Below are 18,318 nucleotides of genomic sequence, written 5' to 3'. Positions count from 1 at the left end.
AGCCGAAACTCCCGCCCTTCATCCGTCGCCGGACCGGATCAGTTCGGCGTCGGGGTCGGCGCCGGGTTGGCCGGGTCTTCCTGACTGTCGACCTGACCGTCGGTCGGGTTCTCAACCGGGGGCGAGGCGACCGTGGTGGTCGTCGCGGCCGGCTGGCCGTTCGGGGCGGTGGCGCCCGGCTCGGCCGGAGCGGTGGTCTCGGTCACCGCCTCGGCGGCCGGAGCGGCGGCCTCTTCAGCGGGAGCCATCGGCTCTTCATCGCCCATGGCGGCCTGCGACGTGGCCGGGTTCAGGACCTGGTCGATCACGAAGACCGCGCCGTTCGAGGCGTCGAGGTCGGCCTGGGTCACGGTGGCGGCGTCAACCTTGATGCTGTCGCCGGTGCCGTCGAGCATGACCTGGCTGTTGTTGGCCGCGGTCTGGACGCCGCCGCGGGCGCCGGAGATCATGCCCTCCTCAACGTCCGAGACGATCACGTGATACAGCAGCAGGGTCCGCAGCTCCTGGGCATTGGCCGGATCGAGCAAACGGGTGCGATCCGCCTCCGGAAGGGCCGCGAAGGCCGCATCGGTCGGCGCGAAAATGGTGATGGCCGGGCGGCTGGCCAGGGTTTCGGTCAGCTGGGCCTGATCCAGGGCGGTCAGCAGGGTCGAGAACTCGCCCTTCGCGCGCAGCACCTCGATCACATTGCCGGCTTCGGACTCGGACGAAGCGGTCGGCGTCGCGGCGGCGGGCGCCGGGGTCTGGGCCGGTTGGGCCTCTTGGGCGAAGGCCGGCGTGGCCAGCAGGGCGGTCGCGGCGGCGGCGGTCAGAAGTTTCGTGCGAAGCATGACAGTATCCCTTTCAGTGAAACATAGACGACCGCCAGGGGAGTGAGGGCGGACGTCAGTACGCTGGACTGCAGCGTTCAAGACCCGAGAACGGCCTTGAGTTCCATATAGGGTTGAAGATCACACTGTTCACCCGAATGGCGAAGGTCATCTCGGGGCGATGTTCCGGCGATTGACCCATTACCGGCGCCATACGGTCAAAAAGCGGATTTCATGAGGAAATCAGGACAATACTGTCGGCTGTACCCACCAGTGCGGCCGGGATACTGAAAGCGCGCGCGCGGCCCCGGCGGCGGCGGAGGCCGTCGCGAACAGGGCGAAGACGGTCGCCCCGGAACCGGACATGCGCGCCAGACGCACCTCGGGCAGGGCCGCCGCGGCCTCGAGCGCTTCGCCGATGACCGGCTGTAGCGCCACCGCGGGGGGCTGGAGATCGTTCCGCCGCGCCGCCAGCCAGTCCAGCAAGACGGGCAGGCTCCAGTCCGCGGGCGGCGAGGGTTCATCCGCCGTCGCCGGCGGTCCGGCGTCATAGCCGCGATAGACCGCGCCGGTCGGCGACGGGACGCCGGGATTGATCAGGACAGCCGGCAGGCCGGGCAGGCGTGGCTCGAAGGCCAGGCGGTCCCCTCGCCCGCCGGCCCAGGCGGCGCGGGCGTGAAGACACATGGGTCCGTCCGCCCCGATCCGCGCCGCAACCTCTGCCAGCGCCGCGTCGTCCAGGGACAGGTTGAGGGCGTCCCGCGCCAGCTTCAGCGCCGCGCCGGCGTCGGAGGACCCGCCCCCCAGTCCGGCCGCGATGGGCAGCCGCTTGTCCAGGGTGAAGGCCAGGCCGGGCTCCGGAAGGCCCACGCAGTCAGCGAGGGCGCGGACAGCCCGCAGAACCAGATTGTCCCCCTCCCCGTCCAGTCCATGACCGAAGGGGCCGGTGACGGTCAGGGACAGCCGGTCCGACGGCGTCACGCTGAGCCGATCCCCGACCTCTGCGAAGGCGACGAGGCTGGACAGGGGGTGATAGCCGTCCCGGTCGAGCGGTCCGACATGCAGGAACAGGTTGACCTTGGCGGGAGCGAGCGCCGCGGGGACCGTCATGGATCAGGGCTGGCTGCCGGCGACAGCGTCCGGTTGGGGCAGGCCGGAGGCGAGCTTCTGCTCGATCTCGGCGCGCTGGTCGGCGTCCGGGTCCAGGGTGAGCACCCGGTTCCACTGCCACTGGGCCTCACGGCGGCGGCCGACCTGCCAGTAGGCGTCGCCGAGGTGATCGTTGATCTCGGGATTGGCCGGCTCCTTTGCGACCGCGTCCTCCAGGGTGCTGACGGCCGTCTCGTACTGCCCCTGACGATACTGGGCCCAGCCGAGGGAATCCCGGATGTTGCCGTTTTCCGGATCGGCGGCGTGGGCGCGGGCGATCATTTCGGCGCCCTGTTCGACGCGCCGTCCGCTGTCGACCCACAGATAGCCGAGGTGGTTCAGCAGCATCGGATTTTCCGGATAGGCCTGAAGGGCGGCCCAGAGCTCGCCTTCGGCCTCATCGATCCGCCCCATGGCCTCCAGCGCCGCGCCGCGCAGGAACCGTACATCGGCGGTCTGGTCAGCCGTATTGACCTCCGGCCGGTTGAGCACCGCGAGGGCTTCGTCGTTCCGCCCCATGCCGAGCAGATGACCGGCGTAGGCCAGGGTGATGCGGGTCTGGTCCGGCGACGCCGCGGTCGCCCGGGCGAAGGCCGCCAGGGCCGCCTCGGGATCGGTCTCCTGGTAGCCGAGCCCCAGATTGTACTGCGCGCCCGCATAGATGATGGCGTTCGACCGGCCGACGCGGGCGAAGGCCCGGCGCGCCGGCTCGGCTTGCTCGTCGGCGGCCAGGGCCAGCCCGAGACGCAGGGCGGTCATGTCCGAGGGCTTCAGGGTTTCAGCCAGACGCAGAACGATGGCGGCCAGCTTGTGGTCCTGCCGCTCGCTGGCCATGAGGGAGGCGAAGTCGAGCGCCTCGGCGATGCCGTCGGCCGGGGTGGGGGCGGAGGGCGGGCGGCTGCGGCCGGCCAGCCGCTGCAGGCCGTCCAGGGCCGCCGGATCCGGCGAAAGCCCGGTCAGGGACGCCCGGTACTGGGCGAAGGCCTCGTCCCGCTTTCCCCGACGCTCGAGGAACTCGCCGTATTCGACGCTGAACAGACGGGCGCCGTTGGGAAGGGCGATCAGCGCGCGGTACTCGGCGTCGGCCTCGTCATATCGACGGCGCGCCTCCAGAAGCTGGGCGCGCTGCAGTCGCAGGATCAGGCCGGAAGGGTCCTGCGCGGCGCTCTCCACCGGCCGCAGGGCGGTCTCCCAGTCTCCGGCCGCGGCGGCGAGGGAGGGGGTGATGAACTGACCGATGATGGTGAAGGGCTGACCCAGCGGCTGGCCGGACAGGGCCGCATAGCCCTGACGCGCCTGCCCGCGCTCCACCGACCGGATCACCGAAACCAGTCGCCCCGCCTCGGCCAGTTCGGGCACGCTCTCCACCGTCGGGGTGAGACGCACCACGGTGTCGAGATCGCCGTTGAACAGGCTGGTGAGGAAGGTCTCGCGCCAGAGGAGCGGCTGCTCCGGAGTCAGGGTCTGGCTTTCCGACAGAAGGCGCGCGGCTTCGGCGCCGTCGCCGCGGAAACTGGCGATCCGGCCCGACAGGTACAGGCCGTAGGCGGACTGCCCCTGTTCGTCGACCGGCACAGGCGCCCAGATCTCGGGAATGGGGGGCGCGGCCGGTTCGGCCTCGGCGGCGGGCTCCCCGGCGACGGGGGCCTCTGCGACGGGGGCCTCGGCCGGAACCGGATCCGCCGCATCCTCCGCAGCGGGGACAGGCGTGGCGGGCGGGACGTCCTGGGCGGCCGCAGGGCCCGCAAACGCCAGCAGGGCGCAACCGGTGAGAAGGACACGGAGGGAGGAAGAACGCATCCGGCGACCCTTCCCGCTTTATGAGGCGACGACAAGGCCCCTCGCCTGCCGGGCGGCGAATTTAGGGGCGGCCGCCCCGCTTCGACGGGATCGAAGACCGGCGACCGCCCCGTGTGACCTGCGCGGGCCTACATGTTCGGATAGTTGGGGCCGCCGCCGCCTTCGGGCGTGGTCCAGACGATGTTCTGCGACGGGTCCTTGATGTCGCAGGTTTTGCAGTGGACGCAGTTCTGGGCGTTGATCTGGAAGCGCGGATTGGACTTGCCGTCCTCGTCGTAGAGGACTTCGTAGACGCCCGCCGGGCAGTACAGGCGCGCCGGCTCGCCGAACTTCGGCAGGTTCACCCGGATCGGCACGGTCGGGTCCAGCAGCTTCAGGTGAGCCGGCTGGTCCTCGGCGTGGTTGGTGTTCGAGATAAAGACCGACGACAGCTTGTCGAACGACAGCTTCCCGTCCGGCTTGGGATAGGCGATCGGCTTGTGCTTCGCGGCCGGCTCGGTCGAGGCGGCGTCGGTCTTGCCGTGCTTCATCGTGCCGAACAGGGAAAAGCCGCCGAACAGGGTCTGGAACCACATGTCGAACAGGCCCAGCGCCCCGCCCAGAGAGGTGCCGACTTTGGACAGCAGGGGCTTGGCGTTCCGGACGAGCTTCAGCTCCTTGTAGACCCAGCTCTTTTCATAGGCGGCCTGGTACTCGACCAGTTCATCGCCCGAGCGGCCGGCCATGACGGCGTCATAGGCGGCGTCGGCGGCCAGCATGCCGGTCTTCATGGCGTTGTGGCTGCCCTTGATGCGGGGCACGTTCACGAAGCCCGCCGAACAGCCGATCAGGGCGCCGCCCGGGAAGGCCAGCTTCGGCACCGACTGGAAGCCGCCCTCGGTGATGGCGCGAGCGCCGTAGGAGACGCGCGTGCCGCCCTCCAGATGCCTGGCGATCGACGGGTGGTGCTTGAAACGCTGGAACTCGTCGAAGGGCGAGAGGTGCGGGTTCTTGTAGTTCAGATGAACCACATAGCCGACGGTCACGTAGCGATCGCCGAAATGATACAGGAAGCTGCCGCCGCCGGTGAACTCGTCGAGCGGCCAGCCGGTCGAGTGCTGGGCCAGGCCGGGCTGGTGGTTTTCGGCCGGAATCTGCCACAGCTCCTTGACGCCGATGCCGAATTTCTGGGGCTCGGCGGCATCGCACAGGTTGTGGCGGGCCATGATGGTCTTGGCCAGCGAGCCGCGCACGCCCTCGGCGATGAAGACATATTTGCCGTGCAGTTCGATGCCCGGCTGGAACTCGCCGGTCGGCTTGCCCTCGCGGTCGATGCCGAAGACGCCGGCGACGACGCCCTTCACGCGCCCGGTCGGCTCGTCCCAGACGACATGACTGGCGGCCATGCCCGGATAGACCTCGACGCCCATGGCCTCGGCCTGCTCGCCCAGCCAGCGGGCGACATTGCCCAGGGAGGCGATGTAGCAGCCGTGATTGTGCATCAGCGGCGGGAAGGCGAACATCGGCAGGGGGATGTCGGCCTGCGGCCCGAGCAGCAGGAAGCGATCCTTCGTCACCGGAGTCTCGAGCGGCGCGCCGCGTTCCTTCCAGTCGGGGAACAGCTCGTTCAGCGCCTTCGGATCGATGACCGCGCCGGACAGGATGTGGCCGCCGATCTCGGCCGACTTCTCCAACACGGCGACGGAAATGTCCTTGCCGTCCTTCTCCGCGCGCTGCTTGAGGCGGATGGCGGCGGAGAGGCCGGCCGGGCCGCCGCCGACGATGACGACGTCATACTCCATGACCTCGCGCTCGACGCCCGCCAGCGCCTCGGCCGGCGGCAGCTTGTCGATGACCGCTTCCTGCCAGGCGTTCTTCGCGCCGCCCTCGATCGCTTCCTCGGCCATGCCCGATTGTCCTCGTTATTCGTGGTGTCTTCCCTGTCCCGCTTATCGGAAGGTGACGCGGGGGCGGTCAAGGACTATCCCTGTACCGACTGACATGAACGCCCCAGCCCTCGATACCGCTGCAGCCGAAAGCCTGCTCGCCTTCTGGCGGGACGCGGGCGTCGACGCCTGCTTCGAGGACTCCCCGGTCGACCGCACCCACGTCGCGCCGCCTCCGGCGGTGAAGGCCGTGGCCAAGGCGACCGCCTCGGTGGTCGCCCTGCCCGTGACCGGCGACGCCGTCGCCGAGGCGCGACGGCTGGCCGCGGGCGCCGATACGCCGGCGGCGCTGGCCGAGGCCGTCGCGGCCTTTACCGGCTGTCCGCTGCGGGACATGGGCGCCCGGCAGGCCGTCTTCTCGCGCGGCCCCGCCGACGCGCCGCTGCTGATCATCGGCGAGGGACCGGGCGCCGAGGAGGACGAGCAGGGCCTGCCGTTCGTGGGCAAGGCCGGAAAGCTGCTGGACCGGATGCTGGCCGAGGCCGGACTGGCGGACCGGGCCTTCATCACCAACACCGTCTTCTGGCGGCCGCCGGGCAACCGGACGCCGAGCCCCGCGGAACAGGCCGCCTGCGCGCCCTTCGTGGAGCGGGCCTTCTTCCTGTTGAAGCCGAAGGCGGTTCTGCTGCTGGGGGCGGCGGCGGCGAAATCGGTGCTGTCGACCGATGAAGGCATCATGCGACTGCGCGGGCACTGGAAGGACTGGCGGCTGGCGGAAGGCAATGTGTCGGCGCCCGTGCTGGCCACCTTCCACCCGGCCTTCCTGCTGCGGACGCCGATGGCCAAGAAGGCCGCTTGGGCGGACATGCTGTCGGTCGCGGCCCGACTGGACCCGCCCGCCGGCTGAACGGCGTTAACCTCCCCGACGCAAAAGCGCCCCAAAAATCCGGGAAACTTGACACGGGTCGAGGGCTTGGCGCCTTTCTGGCCTGACGACCGAACGAATAGCGAGATGTCGACCGAAACGAGACGGTCAGGCGTCCGCTCCAAGGGGGGCCGCCTCAGTGCCTGTTTCATTCCGCCGCGCCTTCCTGGCGCCGACGCTGGCGATTGCCCTGACCGCTTTCGGCGGTCTGGCCCACGCCTCTGACGACGACCGCCGCGCGCCGTCCGCGCTGAGCGCCGCCGACCGCCTGAGCTACACCACCGCCTTCGACGCCCTGCGGCGCGGCGACCTGGACGCGGCCCGCGCCTCGGCCCGCGCCGCCCAGGATCACGTCCTGCTGGGACAGGTCGAATTCGAACGGCTGTTCCACCCCGATTATTCGGCCACCTATGAAGAGCTGGCGGCGTGGCTGGAGGAGTATTACGACCTGCCCTGCGCCGACCGGGCCTACAATCTGGCCATGCGCCGTCGTCCGGATGATGCGCCGGAGCCGCGTCGGCCGGGCCGGTTCTCGAACCGCAGCTGGGCCGCGGCCTCGGCCGCCGGGCAGAACACCGAGGGCGATCCGATGAAGGCCGCCCGGGTCGCCCTGAACCGGGACGATCTGGCCGGCGCCGTGGTGATCGGCCAGGAGATCGGCGACTGGTGGAGCGTCGCCCTGGCACAGTACCGCCTCGGGGAGTTCGGCGCCGCGACCACGGCCTTCGAGAAGGTGCTGGACGATCCGACCGAGGACAGCTGGGTGCGCGCCGGCGCGGCCTTCTGGGCCGCCCGCTCCGCCGCCCGGTCGAGCCAGCAGGATCGGGTCCAGCCGCTGCTGCGGCGGTCCGCCGCCTGGCCCGCCACCTTCTATGGTCAGATCGCCCTGCGCCAGCTCGGCGAGGACATGACCATCGAGAACCTCGGCCCCCGCCCTTATGAGGCGGCCCCGGCCCTGCAGCGCGCGCTGTATGTGCCGGAGGAGCCGATCGGGGTCGACGCCGCCGAGCTGGAAGAGTTCATCCGCGCCGAGCCGCGCGCCCGGCGCACGGTGGCCTTCTTCGAGATCGGACGCCGGACGGACGCCCGGGACGAACTTCGCACCGGCATGCGTTCGGCGGTCGGCGACCGGGCCCGTGAACTCTGGGCCGCGCTGGGCCGCGCGCTCGGCCCGCGGGTGACCGGGTCGGACTCCGACGCCCGGCGGGTCGACGCCAACAACTACGCCCAGCCGGTGATCGAACCCGAGGGCGGCTTCACCATCGAGCGCTCGCTGGTCTACGCCATCGCCCGCAAGGAAACCGGCTTCAACGCCCGGGCGCGTTCGGGAGCCGGCGCCTATGGTCTGATGCAGGTGATGCCGGGGACGGCGGCCGAGCTGTCGGGCGACCGAGGCTTCGTCAGCACGCCGGAGCGTCTGTACGATCCGTCCGTGAACGCCCGGATGGGGCAGGCCTATGTGAACCGGGTTCTGGCCCGGCCGGAGATCAACGGCGACCTGCTGCGCGTGGCGGCGTCCTACAACGCCGGACCGGGCCCGATGATGGCGGCCGTGCGCAAGCTGGGCCCGGATGCTGATCCGTTGCTGCTGATCGAGACGATCGATGTGCCGCAGGCCCGGGACTATGTGGAGAAGGTGGTCGCCGCCTACTGGATCTATCAGCGCATGAACGGGCGACCGTTGAACACCCTGGACGCCGTGGCGTCGGGCGCGCCGCTTGTGCCGCTGAGCCTGGACTTCGTGCCGCCGCCTCCGGAACCGGTCCAGCCGGTCGAGGTGGCCGCGGTGCTGACGACGGGCGGCTAGAGCCCCGCCAGAAGCATGGCCGGCAGGCAGCAGGCCACGACGATCAGCAGGCCGTAAACCAGCAGGCTGGGGCGGCGGGCGACGGGTTGGGGCGCTTGCATCGACATGACGGACCTCGAACGCTTCTGCGTTCCTTCGGCTCCCATGAATATCGCCGTTGTCTTAAGGCGGCGTTGGAGTGTGGGGTTAACGCAACGCTGACTCTGACCACGCGAGGAAGTCGGGCTGGGCCAGCAGGGCCTCGCAATAGGCCTGCGCGGTCCCGTCATCGCCAAAGTCGGACAGATCGACCTGGTAGTGGCGGAAGCGCGTGGCGACCGGGGTGAAGAAGGCGTCCGGCACGGACCACTCGCCGAACAGCCAGGGGCCAGCCGCGCCGAAGCGGCCGCGCATTTCGCGGAACAGGGCGACCAGACGACGGATGTCGCGCTCCACGCCCTCTCCGGCCGGCAGGGGCGAACGGTCAGGGCCGACCATGGTGTGATCCGGCCCCATGCCGCAGTGGGTGCGCAGGGCCATGAAGCCGCCGTGCATCTCGCACGCCGCCGCGCGGGCCAGCCAACGGGCATGGGGATCGGCGGGCCAGAGCCGGACATCCGGATAACGCTCGGCGCACCAGACGGAGATGGCCATGGAGTCCCAGATGGTCTCGCCGTCGACCTTGAGCAGGGGCACGAGGCGGGAGGGCGAGATGCGCTCCAGCTCGGCCTGACCGGCGTGCGAGTAGATGTCGATCTCGGTGGTGGTGAAGTTCGCGCCGCAGCGTTTGAGCACCAGCCACGGGCGCAGGGACCAGGTCGAGTACAGGCGCGGCCCGATGATCAGTTCCATTTGAAATCCCTCCCGGTTCCGGGTCGGTCATAGGCCGTTCCGCGCCCCTTCGCGACCGAGTTTGATCGCCCGAAACACAAGCGGCGCTTGACTCCGGGGCCCCATCACCCGACACGGCGCGTCCATGATCACGCGCTATTCCCGCCCCGACGCCGTCGCCATCTGGTCGCAAGAGACCAAGTACAGGATCTGGTTCGAGATCGAGGCGCACGCCGCCACGAAGATGGCCGAGCTGGGGGTGATCCCGACCGACGCCGCCGAGGCCATCTGGGCCAAGGGCAAGGACGCCGTCTTCGACGCCGACCGGATCGACGAGATCGAGCGCACCACCAAGCACGACGTCATCGCCTTCCTGACGCATGTGGCCGAGATCGTCGGCGAGGAAGCCCGCTTCCTGCACCAGGGCATGACCTCGTCGGACGTGCTGGACACCTGTTTCGCGGTGCAGCTGGCCCGCTCGGCGGACCTGCTGATCGGCGGCGTGGATCGCGTGCTGGCCGCGCTGGAGACCCGCGCCAAGGAGCACAAATTCACCCCGCAGGTCGGCCGCAGCCACGGCATTCACGCCGAGCCGATCACCTTCGGCCTGAAGCTGGCCGGCTATCACGCCGAGTTCCAGCGGGCGAAGCGCCGCCTGATCACGGCCAGGGAAGAGATCGCCACCTGCGCCATCTCGGGCGCCGTGGGCACCTTCGCCAACGTCGATCCGGCCGTTGAACAGTATGTCGCCGACCAGATGGGCCTGCAGGTCGAGCCGGTCTCGACCCAGGTGATCCCGCGCGACCGCCACGCCGCCTTCTTCGCGGCGCTGGGCGTCGTCGCCAGTTCCATCGAGCGTCTGGCGACCGAGGTCCGCCACCTGCAGCGCACGGAAGTGCTGGAGGCCGAGGAGTTCTTCGACAAGGGCCAGAAGGGCTCGTCGGCGATGCCGCACAAGCGCAACCCGATCCTGACCGAGAACCTGACGGGTCTGGCCCGTCTGGTCCGCTCTTCGGTGGTTCCGGCGATGGAGAACGTCGCCCTCTGGCACGAGCGCGACATCAGCCACTCGTCGGTCGAGCGCGGCATCGGCCCGGATGCGACCATCCACCTGGACTTCGCCCTGCATCGTCTGGCGGGCGTGGTCGAGCGGATGAACATCTATCCGGAGAACATGCAGAAGAACATCGACCTGCTGGGCGGTCTGGTGCACTCGCAGCGGGTGATGCTGGCCCTGACTCAGGCGGGGGTGAGCCGCGAGGACGCCTATGCCGCCGTGCAGGAGAACGCCATGAAGGTGTGGCGCGGCGAGGGGCGCTTCCTGGACTTCCTGAAGGCCGACGCCCGCGTCACCCTGCCGGAGGCCCAGCTGGAGGCCCTGTTCGACCTCGGCTACCACACCAAGCACGTGAACACGGTGTTCGCCCGGGTGTTCGGCGACGCCTGATGCTGAAGCGGGCGTTCGATCCCGTCGTGGACGCGAACACCCGCCTGCTCATCCTCGGCAGCCTGCCCGGCGACGCCTCGCTGAAGGCCGGGCAGTACTACGGCCATCCGCGCAACGCCTTCTGGCCGCTGGTCGGCGGGGTGATCGACCGTCCGGACCTGAAGGCGCAGCCCTATGAGGCGCGGCTGGATCTCCTGCGTGCGCACGGGATCGGGCTGTGGGACGTGATCGCCGAGGCGACGCGGGTCGGCAGCCTGGACACCGCCATCCGCATGCCGACCCATGCGGACCTCAAGACCCTGATCGCCGCCCTGCCCCGACTGCGCGCCGTCGCCTTCAACGGCGGCAAGGCGGCGAAGGAGGGCGAGCAGGTGCTGGGGCCGCCGGACGGGCGGATCGCCCGCCTGACCCTGCCGTCCAGCAGTCCCGCCCTGGCGAAACCGCTTGCGTGGAAGGCGGAACACTGGGTCAAGTTGGCGCCCTACGTCGCCTCCCCGACCGAGACCGCATGATCCTGACCCTCTCCTGCCCCGACCGGCACGGCATCGTGGCCGCCGTCTCGGCCTTCCTGTTCCAGCGCGACGCCAACATCTCGGACGCCCAGCAGTTCGGCGATCCTTCGACCGGGACCTTCTTCATGCGGGTGGTGTTCGAGCCCGCCGGCGGGGACGGCATCGACGCCCTGCGCGCGGCCTTCGCCGAACCGGCGGCGCGGTTCGGGATGGACTGGACCCTGCGCGGCCCCGAACCGCGGCGGGTGATGATCCTGACCTCGAAATTCGATCACTGTCTGGCGGACCTGCTGTACCGCTGGCGGGCCGAGGAGCTGCCGATGACGATCACCGGCATCGTGTCGAACCACCCGCGCGACCAGATCGGCCATGTCGATCTGGGGGACCTGCCCTTCCACCACCTGCCGGTCCACGCGGCGGACAAGGCGGGGCAGGAGGCGGAGCTGCTGCGGCTGATCGAGGAGACCGGAACGGAGCTGGTCGTGCTGGCCCGCTACATGCAGATCCTGTCGGACGATCTGGCGGGGCGGCTGGAGGGCCGGTGCATCAACATCCACCACTCCTTCCTGCCCGGCTTCAAGGGCGCGAAGCCCTATCATCAGGCGCATGCGCGCGGGGTGAAGGTGATCGGGGCGACCGCCCACTATGTCACCGCCGATCTGGATGAGGGCCCGATCATCGAGCAGGACGTCGAGCCCATCAGCCACCGGGACGCGCCGGAGGACCTGATCCGCAAGGGCCGCGATATCGAACGGCGGGTGCTGGCCCGGGCCGTGGCCCATCATCTGCAGGACCGGGTGCTGCTGAACGGCTCGAAGACCGTGGTCTTCGCCGACTGACGGACAGGAAAAAGGGCCGCCCCGGCGACGGAGCGGCCCCTGATTCTGTTCGGCGTCCGGGCGGCTTATTCGCCGTTGCGGATCTGCTCGCGGGCGACCGAGGACAGCTCGTCCATCTTGCGGCGGATTTCGCCCTCCGAGACCACCAGGCCCGAACCCTCGAAGTCCTGGGCGACCTTGCGGAACACGTCCTCATCGCCCGGCTGTTCGAAATCGGCGCGCACGACGGCGGCGGCGTACTGGTCGGCGCTTTCCGCGCTCAGGCCCATCTTCTCGGCGGCCCACAGACCCAGCAGCTTGTTGCGCCGGGCGTTCGCCTTGAACTCCTGCTCCTCATCGAGGGCGAACTTGGCTTCGAAGCCCTTTTCGCGATCGTCAAAGGTGGTCATGGGCGTCTGCAGGCTCCTCAAACGACCGGGTGGTGGCCGCGTCGCGCTGCTCTAGGCCGCGCGCGGGGCGAAGGCAACCGGAACCGGCGGGTTGCGGCGGCTTGTCCCCGTCGCCGTGACGCCGCTGCGCCGTTTGTATCACGGGGCGGGTTCCGCTATGGAGGCCGCGACGATTTACCCGCACGCCCGATTCCGGATCGCGCTGACCAGACCTACGCGCTGGCCGCGCGTTTTTTGTTTCCGGCGCGCCCCGCCTGGACGAAGACCGATGAACGTCAAGCGCAAGAAGCTCTACGAGGGCAAGGCCAAGATCCTGTACGAAGGACCCGAGCCCGGCACCCTGATCCAGTACTTCAAGGACGACGCCACCGCCTTCAACGGCGAGAAGAAGGCCCAACTCGAGGGCAAGGGCGTCATCAACAACCAGATCAGCGAATTCATCATGTCGCGCCTGAACGGCATCGGCGTGACGAACCACTTCATCAAGCGCCTGAACCTGCGCGAGCAGCTGATCCGCGAAGTCGAGATCATTCCGCTGGAAGTCGTCTGCCGCAACGTGGTGGCCGGCTCGATGAGCAAGCGCCTCGGCATCGAGGAGGGCACGCCCCTGCCCCGGTCGATCATCGAGTTCTACCTGAAGAAGGACGAGCTCAACGATCCGATGGTGACGGAAGAGCACATCACCGCCTTCAACTGGGCCTCGACCCAGGAGCTGGACGACATCCTGGCCATGACCGTGCGCGTGAACGACTATCTGTCGGGCATGTTCGGCGCCGTCGGCATCCAGCTGGTGGACTTCAAGATCGAGTTCGGCCGCGTCTGGGAGAACGACTTCGCCCGCGTCATCCTGGCCGACGAGATCAGCCCGGACAGCTGCCGCCTGTGGGACACCACCACCGGTGAGAAGCTGGACAAGGACCGGTTCCGCCGCGACCTGGGCAATGTCATCGAAAGCTACACCGAAGTCGCGCGTCGCCTGGGCATCATGAAGGGCATGCCGACGGTCATTCAGGGAGGGCTGCACTGATGGCCAAGGTCAAGGTTCACGTCTTCCTGAAGCCGGGCGTGCTGGATGTTCAGGGCAAGGCCGTCGAGGGCGCGCTGAACGGTCTGGGCTGGGGCGGCGTCGCCAACGCCCGCGTCGGCAAGCTGATCGAGTTCGACTTCAACGGCGAGGGCGACCCCGCCGTCGAGGTGAAGAAGATGTGCGAGACCCTGCTCGCCAACACGGTGATCGAATCGTACCGGATCGAGGTCGCGTGAAACGCGTCCTGAAGCCGCTGATCGTCCTGTTCATCGTGGCGGGCTGCGTGATTTTCGCCGCAGCCCTCGCCGGCGGACTGATGGACGACAGCGCCTTCACCACCGCCGCGCAGGATCAGGGCCACTAGGCGGGCGCCCGGCGGGTGACGGAGCCGTCCCCCGCGCGTTATGAGGTCTCCAGTCCCTTGATGGAGCGGCCCATGACCTTCACCCTGACTTCCAACGACATCACCGACGGCGGCGTGCTGCCGGACGCCCAGGTGTTCGCCAAGGGCAATACCTCCCCCCATCTGTCGTGGTCGGGCGCGCCCGAGGGCACGAAGAGCTACGCCGTCACCTGCTATGATCCGGACGCGCCGACGGGCTCGGGCTTCTGGCACTGGACCGTGGCCAACATCCCCGCCGACGTGACCGAGTTGAAGACCGGCGCCTCGTCCGCCGACCTGCCGGCCGGAGCGGTCGAGGGCCGGACCGATTACGGCCCGGCCGGCTTCGGCGGCGCCGCCCCGCCTCCCGGCCACGGCCCGCACCGCTACATCTTCACCGTCTTCGCGGTGGACACCGACAAGCTGGACGTGACCCCCGACAATTCCGGCGCGGTCTTCGGCTTCAACCTGCATTTCCACACCCTCGCCAAGGCGACGATCACCGCCACCTACGAGAACACCGGCGCGGGCTGAGCCCATGGGCGGCGGGGATATATGATTGTTGATCAGCTGACGGGTTGAAGGGGCGACGGGGGCGCCTATGTTGCAGCGCAGCATTCCTTCCCCTGAGTAAGCCTTCATGACGCCCGTCGACGCCGCCGCCTGTCCCGAACCCGGCCTGGAGGGCGCACCGGGCGCCCTGAAACCCGGCGCGGTGGCCCTGCTGCTGACCGCGCTGGGCATGGGCGGCTTCGCCATCGGCGTGACCGAGTTCGCGGCGATGAGCGTCCTGCCCGATTTCGCGCGCGGGCTGGGGGTCGACGAGCCGACCGCCGGGCACGCGATCAGCGCCTATGCGGCGGGCGTGGTTGTGGGCGCGCCCCTGCTGGCGGCGTTCGGCGCGCGCCTGCCGCGCTGGATCCTGCTGATCGGCCTGATGGGCCTGTTCGCCGTGGCCAATACGCTGAGCGCCCTGTCGCCGAATTTCGAGACCATGCTGGTCTTCCGTTTCCTGAGCGGCCTGCCGCACGGCGCCTATTTCGGCGTGGCGGCCCTGGTCGCGGCCTCGGCCGTGCCGCTGAAGTTCCGCACCCGCGCCGTCTCCACCATCCTGATGGGCCTGACCATCGCGACAGTGCTGGGCGTGCCGGTGGTCAATCTGGTCAGCCAGGCGCACGGTTGGCGCTGGACCTTCGGCATCGTCGGCGGGCTGGCGGTGCTGACCATGACGCTGGTCGCCCTGTTCGCGCCGCGCGATCCGGCGCATCCGAACGCCAGCCCCCTGCGGGAGCTGAAGGCGCTGAAGAACCGGCAGGTCTGGTTGACGCTGGGCGTCAGCGCCGTCGGCTTCGGCGGAATGTTCGCGGTCTACGCCTATCTGGCCTCGGTGCTGCGCGAGGTCACCGGCGTGGGTCCCGACGTCCTGCCCTGGGTGTTCGCCGTTTTCGGCGTCGGCATGTTCACGGGCAACCTGCTGTGCGCCTGGGCCGGGGACCGGTTCGGCTTCAAGGCGGCGGCGGGCGTGCTGATCTGGAGCGCGATCGCCCTGGCCCTGTATCCGCTGGCGTCGCAGTCCCTGTGGTCTATGCTGGCGATCGTCCTGTTCATCGGCTTCGGTGGCGGGCTGGGCTCGATCCTGCAGACCCGGCTGATGGATGTGGCGGGCGAGGCGCAGACGCTGGCGGCGGCGCTGAACCACTCGGCCTTCAACACGGCCAACGCCCTGGGCCCGCTTCTGGCGGGGACGGCGGTGGCTGCCGGCTTCGGCTGGGCCTCGACCGGCTGGGTGGCCGTGGGCCTGACGCTGGGCGGGCTGGCGATCTGGGTCTGGGCGTGGCTGGACGGGAAGCGGACGGTCGCCGCCGCAGTCTGAATGTTGCCGTTTCGTTCACGCGATGGTAGTTTGGCGTCATGGCAGAAGTCACGAACGAGCTTCTCTATGACGTACTGAAGTCGATGCAGGCTCGCCTCGGCCGCATGGACGACAAGCTGGATGAGGTGAAGCTGGAACTTCAGGCGATCCGGGGCCATCAGGTCGCGGTCCAGCAGGATGTGGCGAATATCTACAGCCGGTTGGGTCATCTTGATGATCGCGTTGAGCGCGTGAACGTCCGGCTTGGTCTTGTTGATCCCGCGCACTGACATTTCCGGCGAACCCTGCTAAACGCCCGCGCCATGAGCGCAGCCGTCATCGTCTTCCCCGGTTCCAACTGTGACCGCGACTGCAAGGTCGCCGTCGAACGCTCCACCGGCGAACAGGTGCAGATGGTCTGGCATGCCGAGACCGAACTGCCCAAGGGGCTGGACCTGATCGTCCTGCCGGGCGGCTTCTCCTATGGCGATTACCTGCGCTGCGGCGCGATGGCGGCGCAGGCTCCGATCATGCAGGCGGTGAAGAAGGCCGCCGACGACGGCGTGGCCGTGGTCGGCATCTGCAACGGCTTCCAGATCCTGTGCGAGGCCGGACTGCTGCCGGGCGCCCTGCTGCGCAACTCGGGCCTGAAGTACGTCTGCAAGCCGATCAGCCTGACGGTCGCCAACGGCCAGACCCGCTTCACCTCGGGCTATCAGGGGCAGCGCGAGGTCGTGATGACCCAGGGCAACGGCGACGGAAACTATTTCGCCGACGAAGAGACGCTGAAGCGGATCGAGGGCGAGGGTCAGGTGGTCTTCCGCTACGTCGACAACCCTAACGGTTCGGTCGCCGATATCGCGGGTCTGCAGAACGCGCGCGGCAACGTGCTGGGCATGATGCCCCACCCGGACCGCGCCTTCGAGGCCGAACTGGGGTCGGCGGACGGCGCCACCCTGTTCCAGAGCATCTACGCGGCGGCCTGAGGGCCTCGGCAGGGAGGCGTCGATGTTCGTCAGCGAACGCCAGAAGATGATCTCGGGCCAGCCCTACAACCCGGGCGATCCCGAACTCCAGGACGACCAGACCGCCGCCAAACACTGGATGGTCCGGTACAACGCCGCGCTGGCGGCGACGCCGGCCGAGCGGCGCGACCTGTTGCGCCAGAAGCTGGGCGACGTCGGCGAGGGCGCGGTGGTCCGGCCGCCCTTCCACTGCGACTACGGCTACAATATCCGGCTGGGCCGGAACGTCTTCCTGAACTTCAACTGCATCATTCTGGACGTCTGCGAGGTCGAGATCGGCGACCTGACGCAGATCGGACCGGGGGTTCAGATCCTGACCGCCGACCACCCGCGGGACCCGGAAGAGCGCGCGCGGGGGCTGGAGTACGGCAAGCCCGTCACCATCGGCCGCAACGTCTGGATCGGCGGCGGAGCCATCCTGCTGCCCGGCGTGACCGTCGGGGACGACGCGGTGATCGGGGCCGGTTCGGTCGTCACCCGGGACGTGCCCCGGGGCGCCACCGTGATGGGCAATCCGGCGCGCGAAAAACGCTGACCGGCCGGGCGGTCAGCCCTCCGGATCGTCCTTCACATTGCGCACGACCGGATCACCGGGCTCGTCGTCCTCGTCGACGTCCGGGGTGGAGACGCCGCCCGGATCGCGCTGGGCCTTCAATTCACGCTCGCCCAGTCCCAGCCCCTGTTCCCGGGCGCGGTCGGTCTCGACGAAATCGGTTTCGAAGCGGGGGGTCTGGTCGGCCATGAGGTCTCTCCATCTCTGTCGCCCCTCAACAGGGCCGGGCCCGGCCGGGTTCCCGTGAACCAAAACACCGGGCCGGACGTAGACACCGCATCACAGCCGGGAGCCCGCATGTCCGCCCTTCTTCGCCCTACCCCCGCACAGATGACCCGTCGCCTGATCGTGCTGGCCTGCGCGATCTTCGCCGTGGTCGTCGCCCAGGTGCAGATGGGGCTGGGACTGGGGCAGACGGCCGCGGAGTTCGCCGCGGACAGCGACGCCACCCTGAAGGTGGCCGGCTACGCCTTCGCCATCTGGGGCGTGATCTATCTGGGTCTGCTGATCTATGCGGTGAGGCAGGCCCTGCCCGCGACCGGTGAAAGCGTCCTGCTGAACCGCCTGGGCTGGCCCTCGGCCGTCGCTCTGCTGGGGATCGGTTGGTGGATCGTGGCGGCGGCCCTGGACTGGGAAACCGGCACCATCCTGCTGATCTTCGGCTCTCTTCTGGTTCTGCTCATTCCCCTGCTGATGAACGCCGCGGCCATCCGCGCCCTGCCCCGGACGTCGCGGGAGCGGTGGATGGTGGTGTGGCCGCTGGCCCTGCTGGCCGGGTGGCTCGGGATCGCCGCCCCGGTGAACCTGCTGACGGTGCTGACCGGCAACGGCGACCTGCCGACGATTCTCGCCCCCACCGTCTGGGCCTTGATCGCCGTCGTGCTGGTGACGGCCAAGGCGCTGGCGGTGACCTGGGCCCTGAGGACGCCGGCCTTCGCCCTGCCGATCGCCTGGGGTCTTCTGGGGGTTTTCAATGCCGAGCAGGCGCGCAACGGCGTCCTGGCCGGCGGCGCGGTCCTGGCCGCGGGCGTCACCCTGGTCGGGGCGGTGATTCTGGGCTTCCGCCTCAAGCCGCCGGTCGACCGCCTCGCCGGAGCGCCCGAACGCGGCCTCTGACGCTGATCTTG

The 18,318-nt window shown here is 69.2% G+C and carries 21 protein-coding genes; 14 read left to right on the top strand and 7 right to left on the bottom strand.

Going from position 1 to position 18,318, the window contains the following annotated elements; all coding sequences use genetic code 11:
• Positions 1–38: 38 nt before the first annotated feature.
• The 4 genes from ACLQ7T_RS03440 to ACLQ7T_RS03425 all read right to left on the bottom strand — a co-directional run bounded on the left by ACLQ7T_RS03440 (position 39) and on the right by ACLQ7T_RS03425 (position 5,539).
• Complete coding sequence (locus ACLQ7T_RS03440; RefSeq protein WP_420478146.1) at positions 39–830, bottom strand: fasciclin domain-containing protein; 792 nt, start codon at positions 828–830, stop codon at positions 39–41.
• 222 nt (positions 831–1,052) lie between these two features.
• Complete coding sequence (locus ACLQ7T_RS03435; RefSeq protein WP_420478145.1) at positions 1,053–1,919, bottom strand: 4-(cytidine 5'-diphospho)-2-C-methyl-D-erythritol kinase; 867 nt, start codon at positions 1,917–1,919, stop codon at positions 1,053–1,055.
• A 3-nt stretch (positions 1,920–1,922) separates the two neighbouring features.
• Positions 1,923–3,758, bottom strand: a complete 1,836-nt coding sequence (locus ACLQ7T_RS03430; protein WP_420478144.1) for a tetratricopeptide repeat protein — start codon at positions 3,756–3,758, stop codon at positions 1,923–1,925.
• A gap of 128 nt (positions 3,759–3,886) precedes the next feature.
• Positions 3,887–5,539, bottom strand: a complete 1,653-nt coding sequence (locus tag ACLQ7T_RS03425) for an electron transfer flavoprotein-ubiquinone oxidoreductase (protein WP_420478166.1) — start codon at positions 5,537–5,539, stop codon at positions 3,887–3,889.
• A gap of 199 nt (positions 5,540–5,738) precedes the next feature.
• Here ACLQ7T_RS03425 and ACLQ7T_RS03420 point away from each other — a divergent pair, with 199 nt between their 5' ends.
• Both ACLQ7T_RS03420 and ACLQ7T_RS03415 read left to right on the top strand, forming a co-directional pair.
• Positions 5,739–6,530 (top strand): uracil-DNA glycosylase, encoded by a 792-nt coding sequence (locus ACLQ7T_RS03420; RefSeq protein WP_420478143.1) that lies wholly within the window; start codon positions 5,739–5,741, stop codon positions 6,528–6,530.
• Positions 6,531–6,687: 157 nt separating this feature from the next.
• Positions 6,688–8,355, top strand: coding sequence for a lytic transglycosylase domain-containing protein (locus tag ACLQ7T_RS03415; protein ID WP_420478142.1), 1,668 nt, complete (start codon positions 6,688–6,690; stop codon positions 8,353–8,355).
• Positions 8,356–8,541: 186 nt separating this feature from the next.
• On the opposite strand, the gene ACLQ7T_RS03410 is transcribed toward ACLQ7T_RS03415, so the two are convergent.
• The gene (locus ACLQ7T_RS03410) at positions 8,542–9,186 is read right to left on the bottom strand and encodes a glutathione S-transferase (protein WP_420478141.1); all 645 of its coding nucleotides are present in this window, start codon (positions 9,184–9,186) and stop codon (positions 8,542–8,544) included.
• A 124-nt stretch (positions 9,187–9,310) separates the two neighbouring features.
• On the opposite strand from ACLQ7T_RS03410, the gene purB reads away from it, so the two are divergent.
• From purB to purU, 3 genes are read left to right on the top strand one after another with little or no spacing between them, the layout of a single operon-like run.
• Positions 9,311–10,612 carry an adenylosuccinate lyase gene (gene purB / locus ACLQ7T_RS03405; RefSeq protein ID WP_420478140.1) on the top strand — a complete coding sequence of 434 codons (1,302 nt, stop codon included), beginning with the start codon at positions 9,311–9,313 and terminating at the stop codon, positions 10,610–10,612.
• On the top strand, positions 10,612–11,124 hold the full coding sequence (locus ACLQ7T_RS03400; RefSeq protein ID WP_420478139.1) for a DNA-deoxyinosine glycosylase: 513 nt from the start codon (positions 10,612–10,614) through the stop codon (positions 11,122–11,124). The genes purB and ACLQ7T_RS03400 overlap by 1 nt, the downstream gene beginning before the upstream one ends.
• Positions 11,121–11,963, top strand: coding sequence for a formyltetrahydrofolate deformylase (purU, locus tag ACLQ7T_RS03395; RefSeq protein ID WP_420478138.1), 843 nt, complete (start codon positions 11,121–11,123; stop codon positions 11,961–11,963). Before ACLQ7T_RS03400 ends, purU begins: the two co-directional genes overlap by 4 nt.
• Positions 11,964–12,028: 65 nt before the next feature.
• Here the strand turns inward: purU and ACLQ7T_RS03390 are convergent, their stop codons facing one another.
• Complete coding sequence (locus ACLQ7T_RS03390) at positions 12,029–12,352, bottom strand: DUF1476 domain-containing protein (RefSeq protein WP_420470785.1); 324 nt, start codon at positions 12,350–12,352, stop codon at positions 12,029–12,031.
• Positions 12,353–12,620: 268 nt separating this feature from the next.
• Here ACLQ7T_RS03390 and purC point away from each other — a divergent pair, with 268 nt between their 5' ends.
• The 8 genes from purC (at position 12,621) to ACLQ7T_RS03350 (ending at position 17,173) form a co-directional block, all read left to right on the top strand.
• Entirely contained in the window at positions 12,621–13,379 is a 759-nt protein-coding gene (purC, locus tag ACLQ7T_RS03385) for a phosphoribosylaminoimidazolesuccinocarboxamide synthase (RefSeq protein ID WP_376861550.1), read from the top strand.
• A complete protein-coding gene (gene purS, locus ACLQ7T_RS03380) occupies positions 13,379–13,615 on the top strand; it encodes a phosphoribosylformylglycinamidine synthase subunit PurS (protein WP_420470786.1) in 237 nt (78 codons plus the stop codon). The genes purC and purS overlap by 1 nt, the downstream gene beginning before the upstream one ends.
• The gene (locus ACLQ7T_RS03375) at positions 13,612–13,743 is read left to right on the top strand and encodes a hypothetical protein (RefSeq protein WP_420470787.1); all 132 of its coding nucleotides are present in this window, start codon (positions 13,612–13,614) and stop codon (positions 13,741–13,743) included. Before purS ends, ACLQ7T_RS03375 begins: the two co-directional genes overlap by 4 nt.
• Before the next feature lie 72 nt (positions 13,744–13,815).
• Entirely contained in the window at positions 13,816–14,295 is a 480-nt protein-coding gene (locus ACLQ7T_RS03370) for a YbhB/YbcL family Raf kinase inhibitor-like protein (RefSeq protein WP_420478137.1), read from the top strand.
• A gap of 106 nt (positions 14,296–14,401) precedes the next feature.
• Positions 14,402–15,634 carry an MFS transporter gene (locus ACLQ7T_RS03365; RefSeq protein WP_420478136.1) on the top strand — a complete coding sequence of 411 codons (1,233 nt, stop codon included), beginning with the start codon at positions 14,402–14,404 and terminating at the stop codon, positions 15,632–15,634.
• 38 nt (positions 15,635–15,672) lie between these two features.
• Positions 15,673–15,903, top strand: coding sequence for a hypothetical protein (locus ACLQ7T_RS03360; RefSeq protein ID WP_420478135.1), 231 nt, complete (start codon positions 15,673–15,675; stop codon positions 15,901–15,903).
• Between the two features lie 33 nt (positions 15,904–15,936).
• On the top strand, positions 15,937–16,599 hold the full coding sequence (gene purQ, locus ACLQ7T_RS03355) for a phosphoribosylformylglycinamidine synthase subunit PurQ (RefSeq protein WP_420478134.1): 663 nt from the start codon (positions 15,937–15,939) through the stop codon (positions 16,597–16,599).
• A 22-nt stretch (positions 16,600–16,621) separates the two neighbouring features.
• Complete coding sequence (locus ACLQ7T_RS03350) at positions 16,622–17,173, top strand: sugar O-acetyltransferase (protein ID WP_420478133.1); 552 nt, start codon at positions 16,622–16,624, stop codon at positions 17,171–17,173.
• 12 nt (positions 17,174–17,185) lie between these two features.
• On the opposite strand, the gene ACLQ7T_RS03345 is transcribed toward ACLQ7T_RS03350, so the two are convergent.
• The gene (locus ACLQ7T_RS03345) at positions 17,186–17,380 is read right to left on the bottom strand and encodes a hypothetical protein (RefSeq protein ID WP_420478132.1); all 195 of its coding nucleotides are present in this window, start codon (positions 17,378–17,380) and stop codon (positions 17,186–17,188) included.
• A gap of 108 nt (positions 17,381–17,488) precedes the next feature.
• On the opposite strand from ACLQ7T_RS03345, the gene ACLQ7T_RS03340 reads away from it, so the two are divergent.
• Complete coding sequence (locus tag ACLQ7T_RS03340; protein WP_420478131.1) at positions 17,489–18,307, top strand: hypothetical protein; 819 nt, start codon at positions 17,489–17,491, stop codon at positions 18,305–18,307.
• Positions 18,308–18,318 lie beyond the last annotated feature (11 nt).

It is taken from the genome of Brevundimonas sediminis (assembly GCF_048799765.1).
Taxonomy (GTDB): Bacteria; Pseudomonadota; Alphaproteobacteria; order Caulobacterales; family Caulobacteraceae; genus Brevundimonas.
The sequence above is the reverse complement of the archived record's forward strand: the minus strand, read 5'-3'. Positions and strand labels throughout refer to the sequence as shown.

What these genes read in the sequence shown, in the direction of transcription:
- ACLQ7T_RS03440 (WP_420478146.1), bottom strand. Translation starts at nt 830, where the DNA reads ATGCTTCGCACGAAACTTCTGACCGCCGCCGCCGCGACCGCCCTGCTG.
- ACLQ7T_RS03435 (WP_420478145.1), bottom strand. Translation starts at nt 1,919, where the DNA reads ATGACGGTCCCCGCGGCGCTCGCTCCCGCCAAGGTCAACCTGTTCCTG.
- ACLQ7T_RS03430 (WP_420478144.1), bottom strand. Translation starts at nt 3,758, where the DNA reads ATGCGTTCTTCCTCCCTCCGTGTCCTTCTCACCGGTTGCGCCCTGCTG.
- ACLQ7T_RS03425 (WP_420478166.1), bottom strand. Translation starts at nt 5,539, where the DNA reads ATGGAGTATGACGTCGTCATCGTCGGCGGCGGCCCGGCCGGCCTCTCC.
- ACLQ7T_RS03420 (WP_420478143.1), top strand. Translation starts at nt 5,739, where the DNA reads ATGAACGCCCCAGCCCTCGATACCGCTGCAGCCGAAAGCCTGCTCGCC.
- ACLQ7T_RS03410 (WP_420478141.1), bottom strand. Translation starts at nt 9,186, where the DNA reads ATGGAACTGATCATCGGGCCGCGCCTGTACTCGACCTGGTCCCTGCGC.
- purB (WP_420478140.1), top strand. Translation starts at nt 9,311, where the DNA reads ATGATCACGCGCTATTCCCGCCCCGACGCCGTCGCCATCTGGTCGCAA.
- ACLQ7T_RS03400 (WP_420478139.1), top strand. Translation starts at nt 10,612, where the DNA reads ATGCTGAAGCGGGCGTTCGATCCCGTCGTGGACGCGAACACCCGCCTG.
- purU (WP_420478138.1), top strand. Translation starts at nt 11,121, where the DNA reads ATGATCCTGACCCTCTCCTGCCCCGACCGGCACGGCATCGTGGCCGCC.
- ACLQ7T_RS03390 (WP_420470785.1), bottom strand. Translation starts at nt 12,352, where the DNA reads ATGACCACCTTTGACGATCGCGAAAAGGGCTTCGAAGCCAAGTTCGCC.
- purC (WP_376861550.1), top strand. Translation starts at nt 12,621, where the DNA reads ATGAACGTCAAGCGCAAGAAGCTCTACGAGGGCAAGGCCAAGATCCTG.
- purS (WP_420470786.1), top strand. Translation starts at nt 13,379, where the DNA reads ATGGCCAAGGTCAAGGTTCACGTCTTCCTGAAGCCGGGCGTGCTGGAT.
- ACLQ7T_RS03370 (WP_420478137.1), top strand. Translation starts at nt 13,816, where the DNA reads ATGACCTTCACCCTGACTTCCAACGACATCACCGACGGCGGCGTGCTG.
- ACLQ7T_RS03365 (WP_420478136.1), top strand. Translation starts at nt 14,402, where the DNA reads ATGACGCCCGTCGACGCCGCCGCCTGTCCCGAACCCGGCCTGGAGGGC.
- ACLQ7T_RS03360 (WP_420478135.1), top strand. Translation starts at nt 15,673, where the DNA reads ATGGCAGAAGTCACGAACGAGCTTCTCTATGACGTACTGAAGTCGATG.
- purQ (WP_420478134.1), top strand. Translation starts at nt 15,937, where the DNA reads ATGAGCGCAGCCGTCATCGTCTTCCCCGGTTCCAACTGTGACCGCGAC.
- ACLQ7T_RS03350 (WP_420478133.1), top strand. Translation starts at nt 16,622, where the DNA reads ATGTTCGTCAGCGAACGCCAGAAGATGATCTCGGGCCAGCCCTACAAC.
- ACLQ7T_RS03345 (WP_420478132.1), bottom strand. Translation starts at nt 17,380, where the DNA reads ATGGCCGACCAGACCCCCCGCTTCGAAACCGATTTCGTCGAGACCGAC.
- ACLQ7T_RS03340 (WP_420478131.1), top strand. Translation starts at nt 17,489, where the DNA reads ATGTCCGCCCTTCTTCGCCCTACCCCCGCACAGATGACCCGTCGCCTG.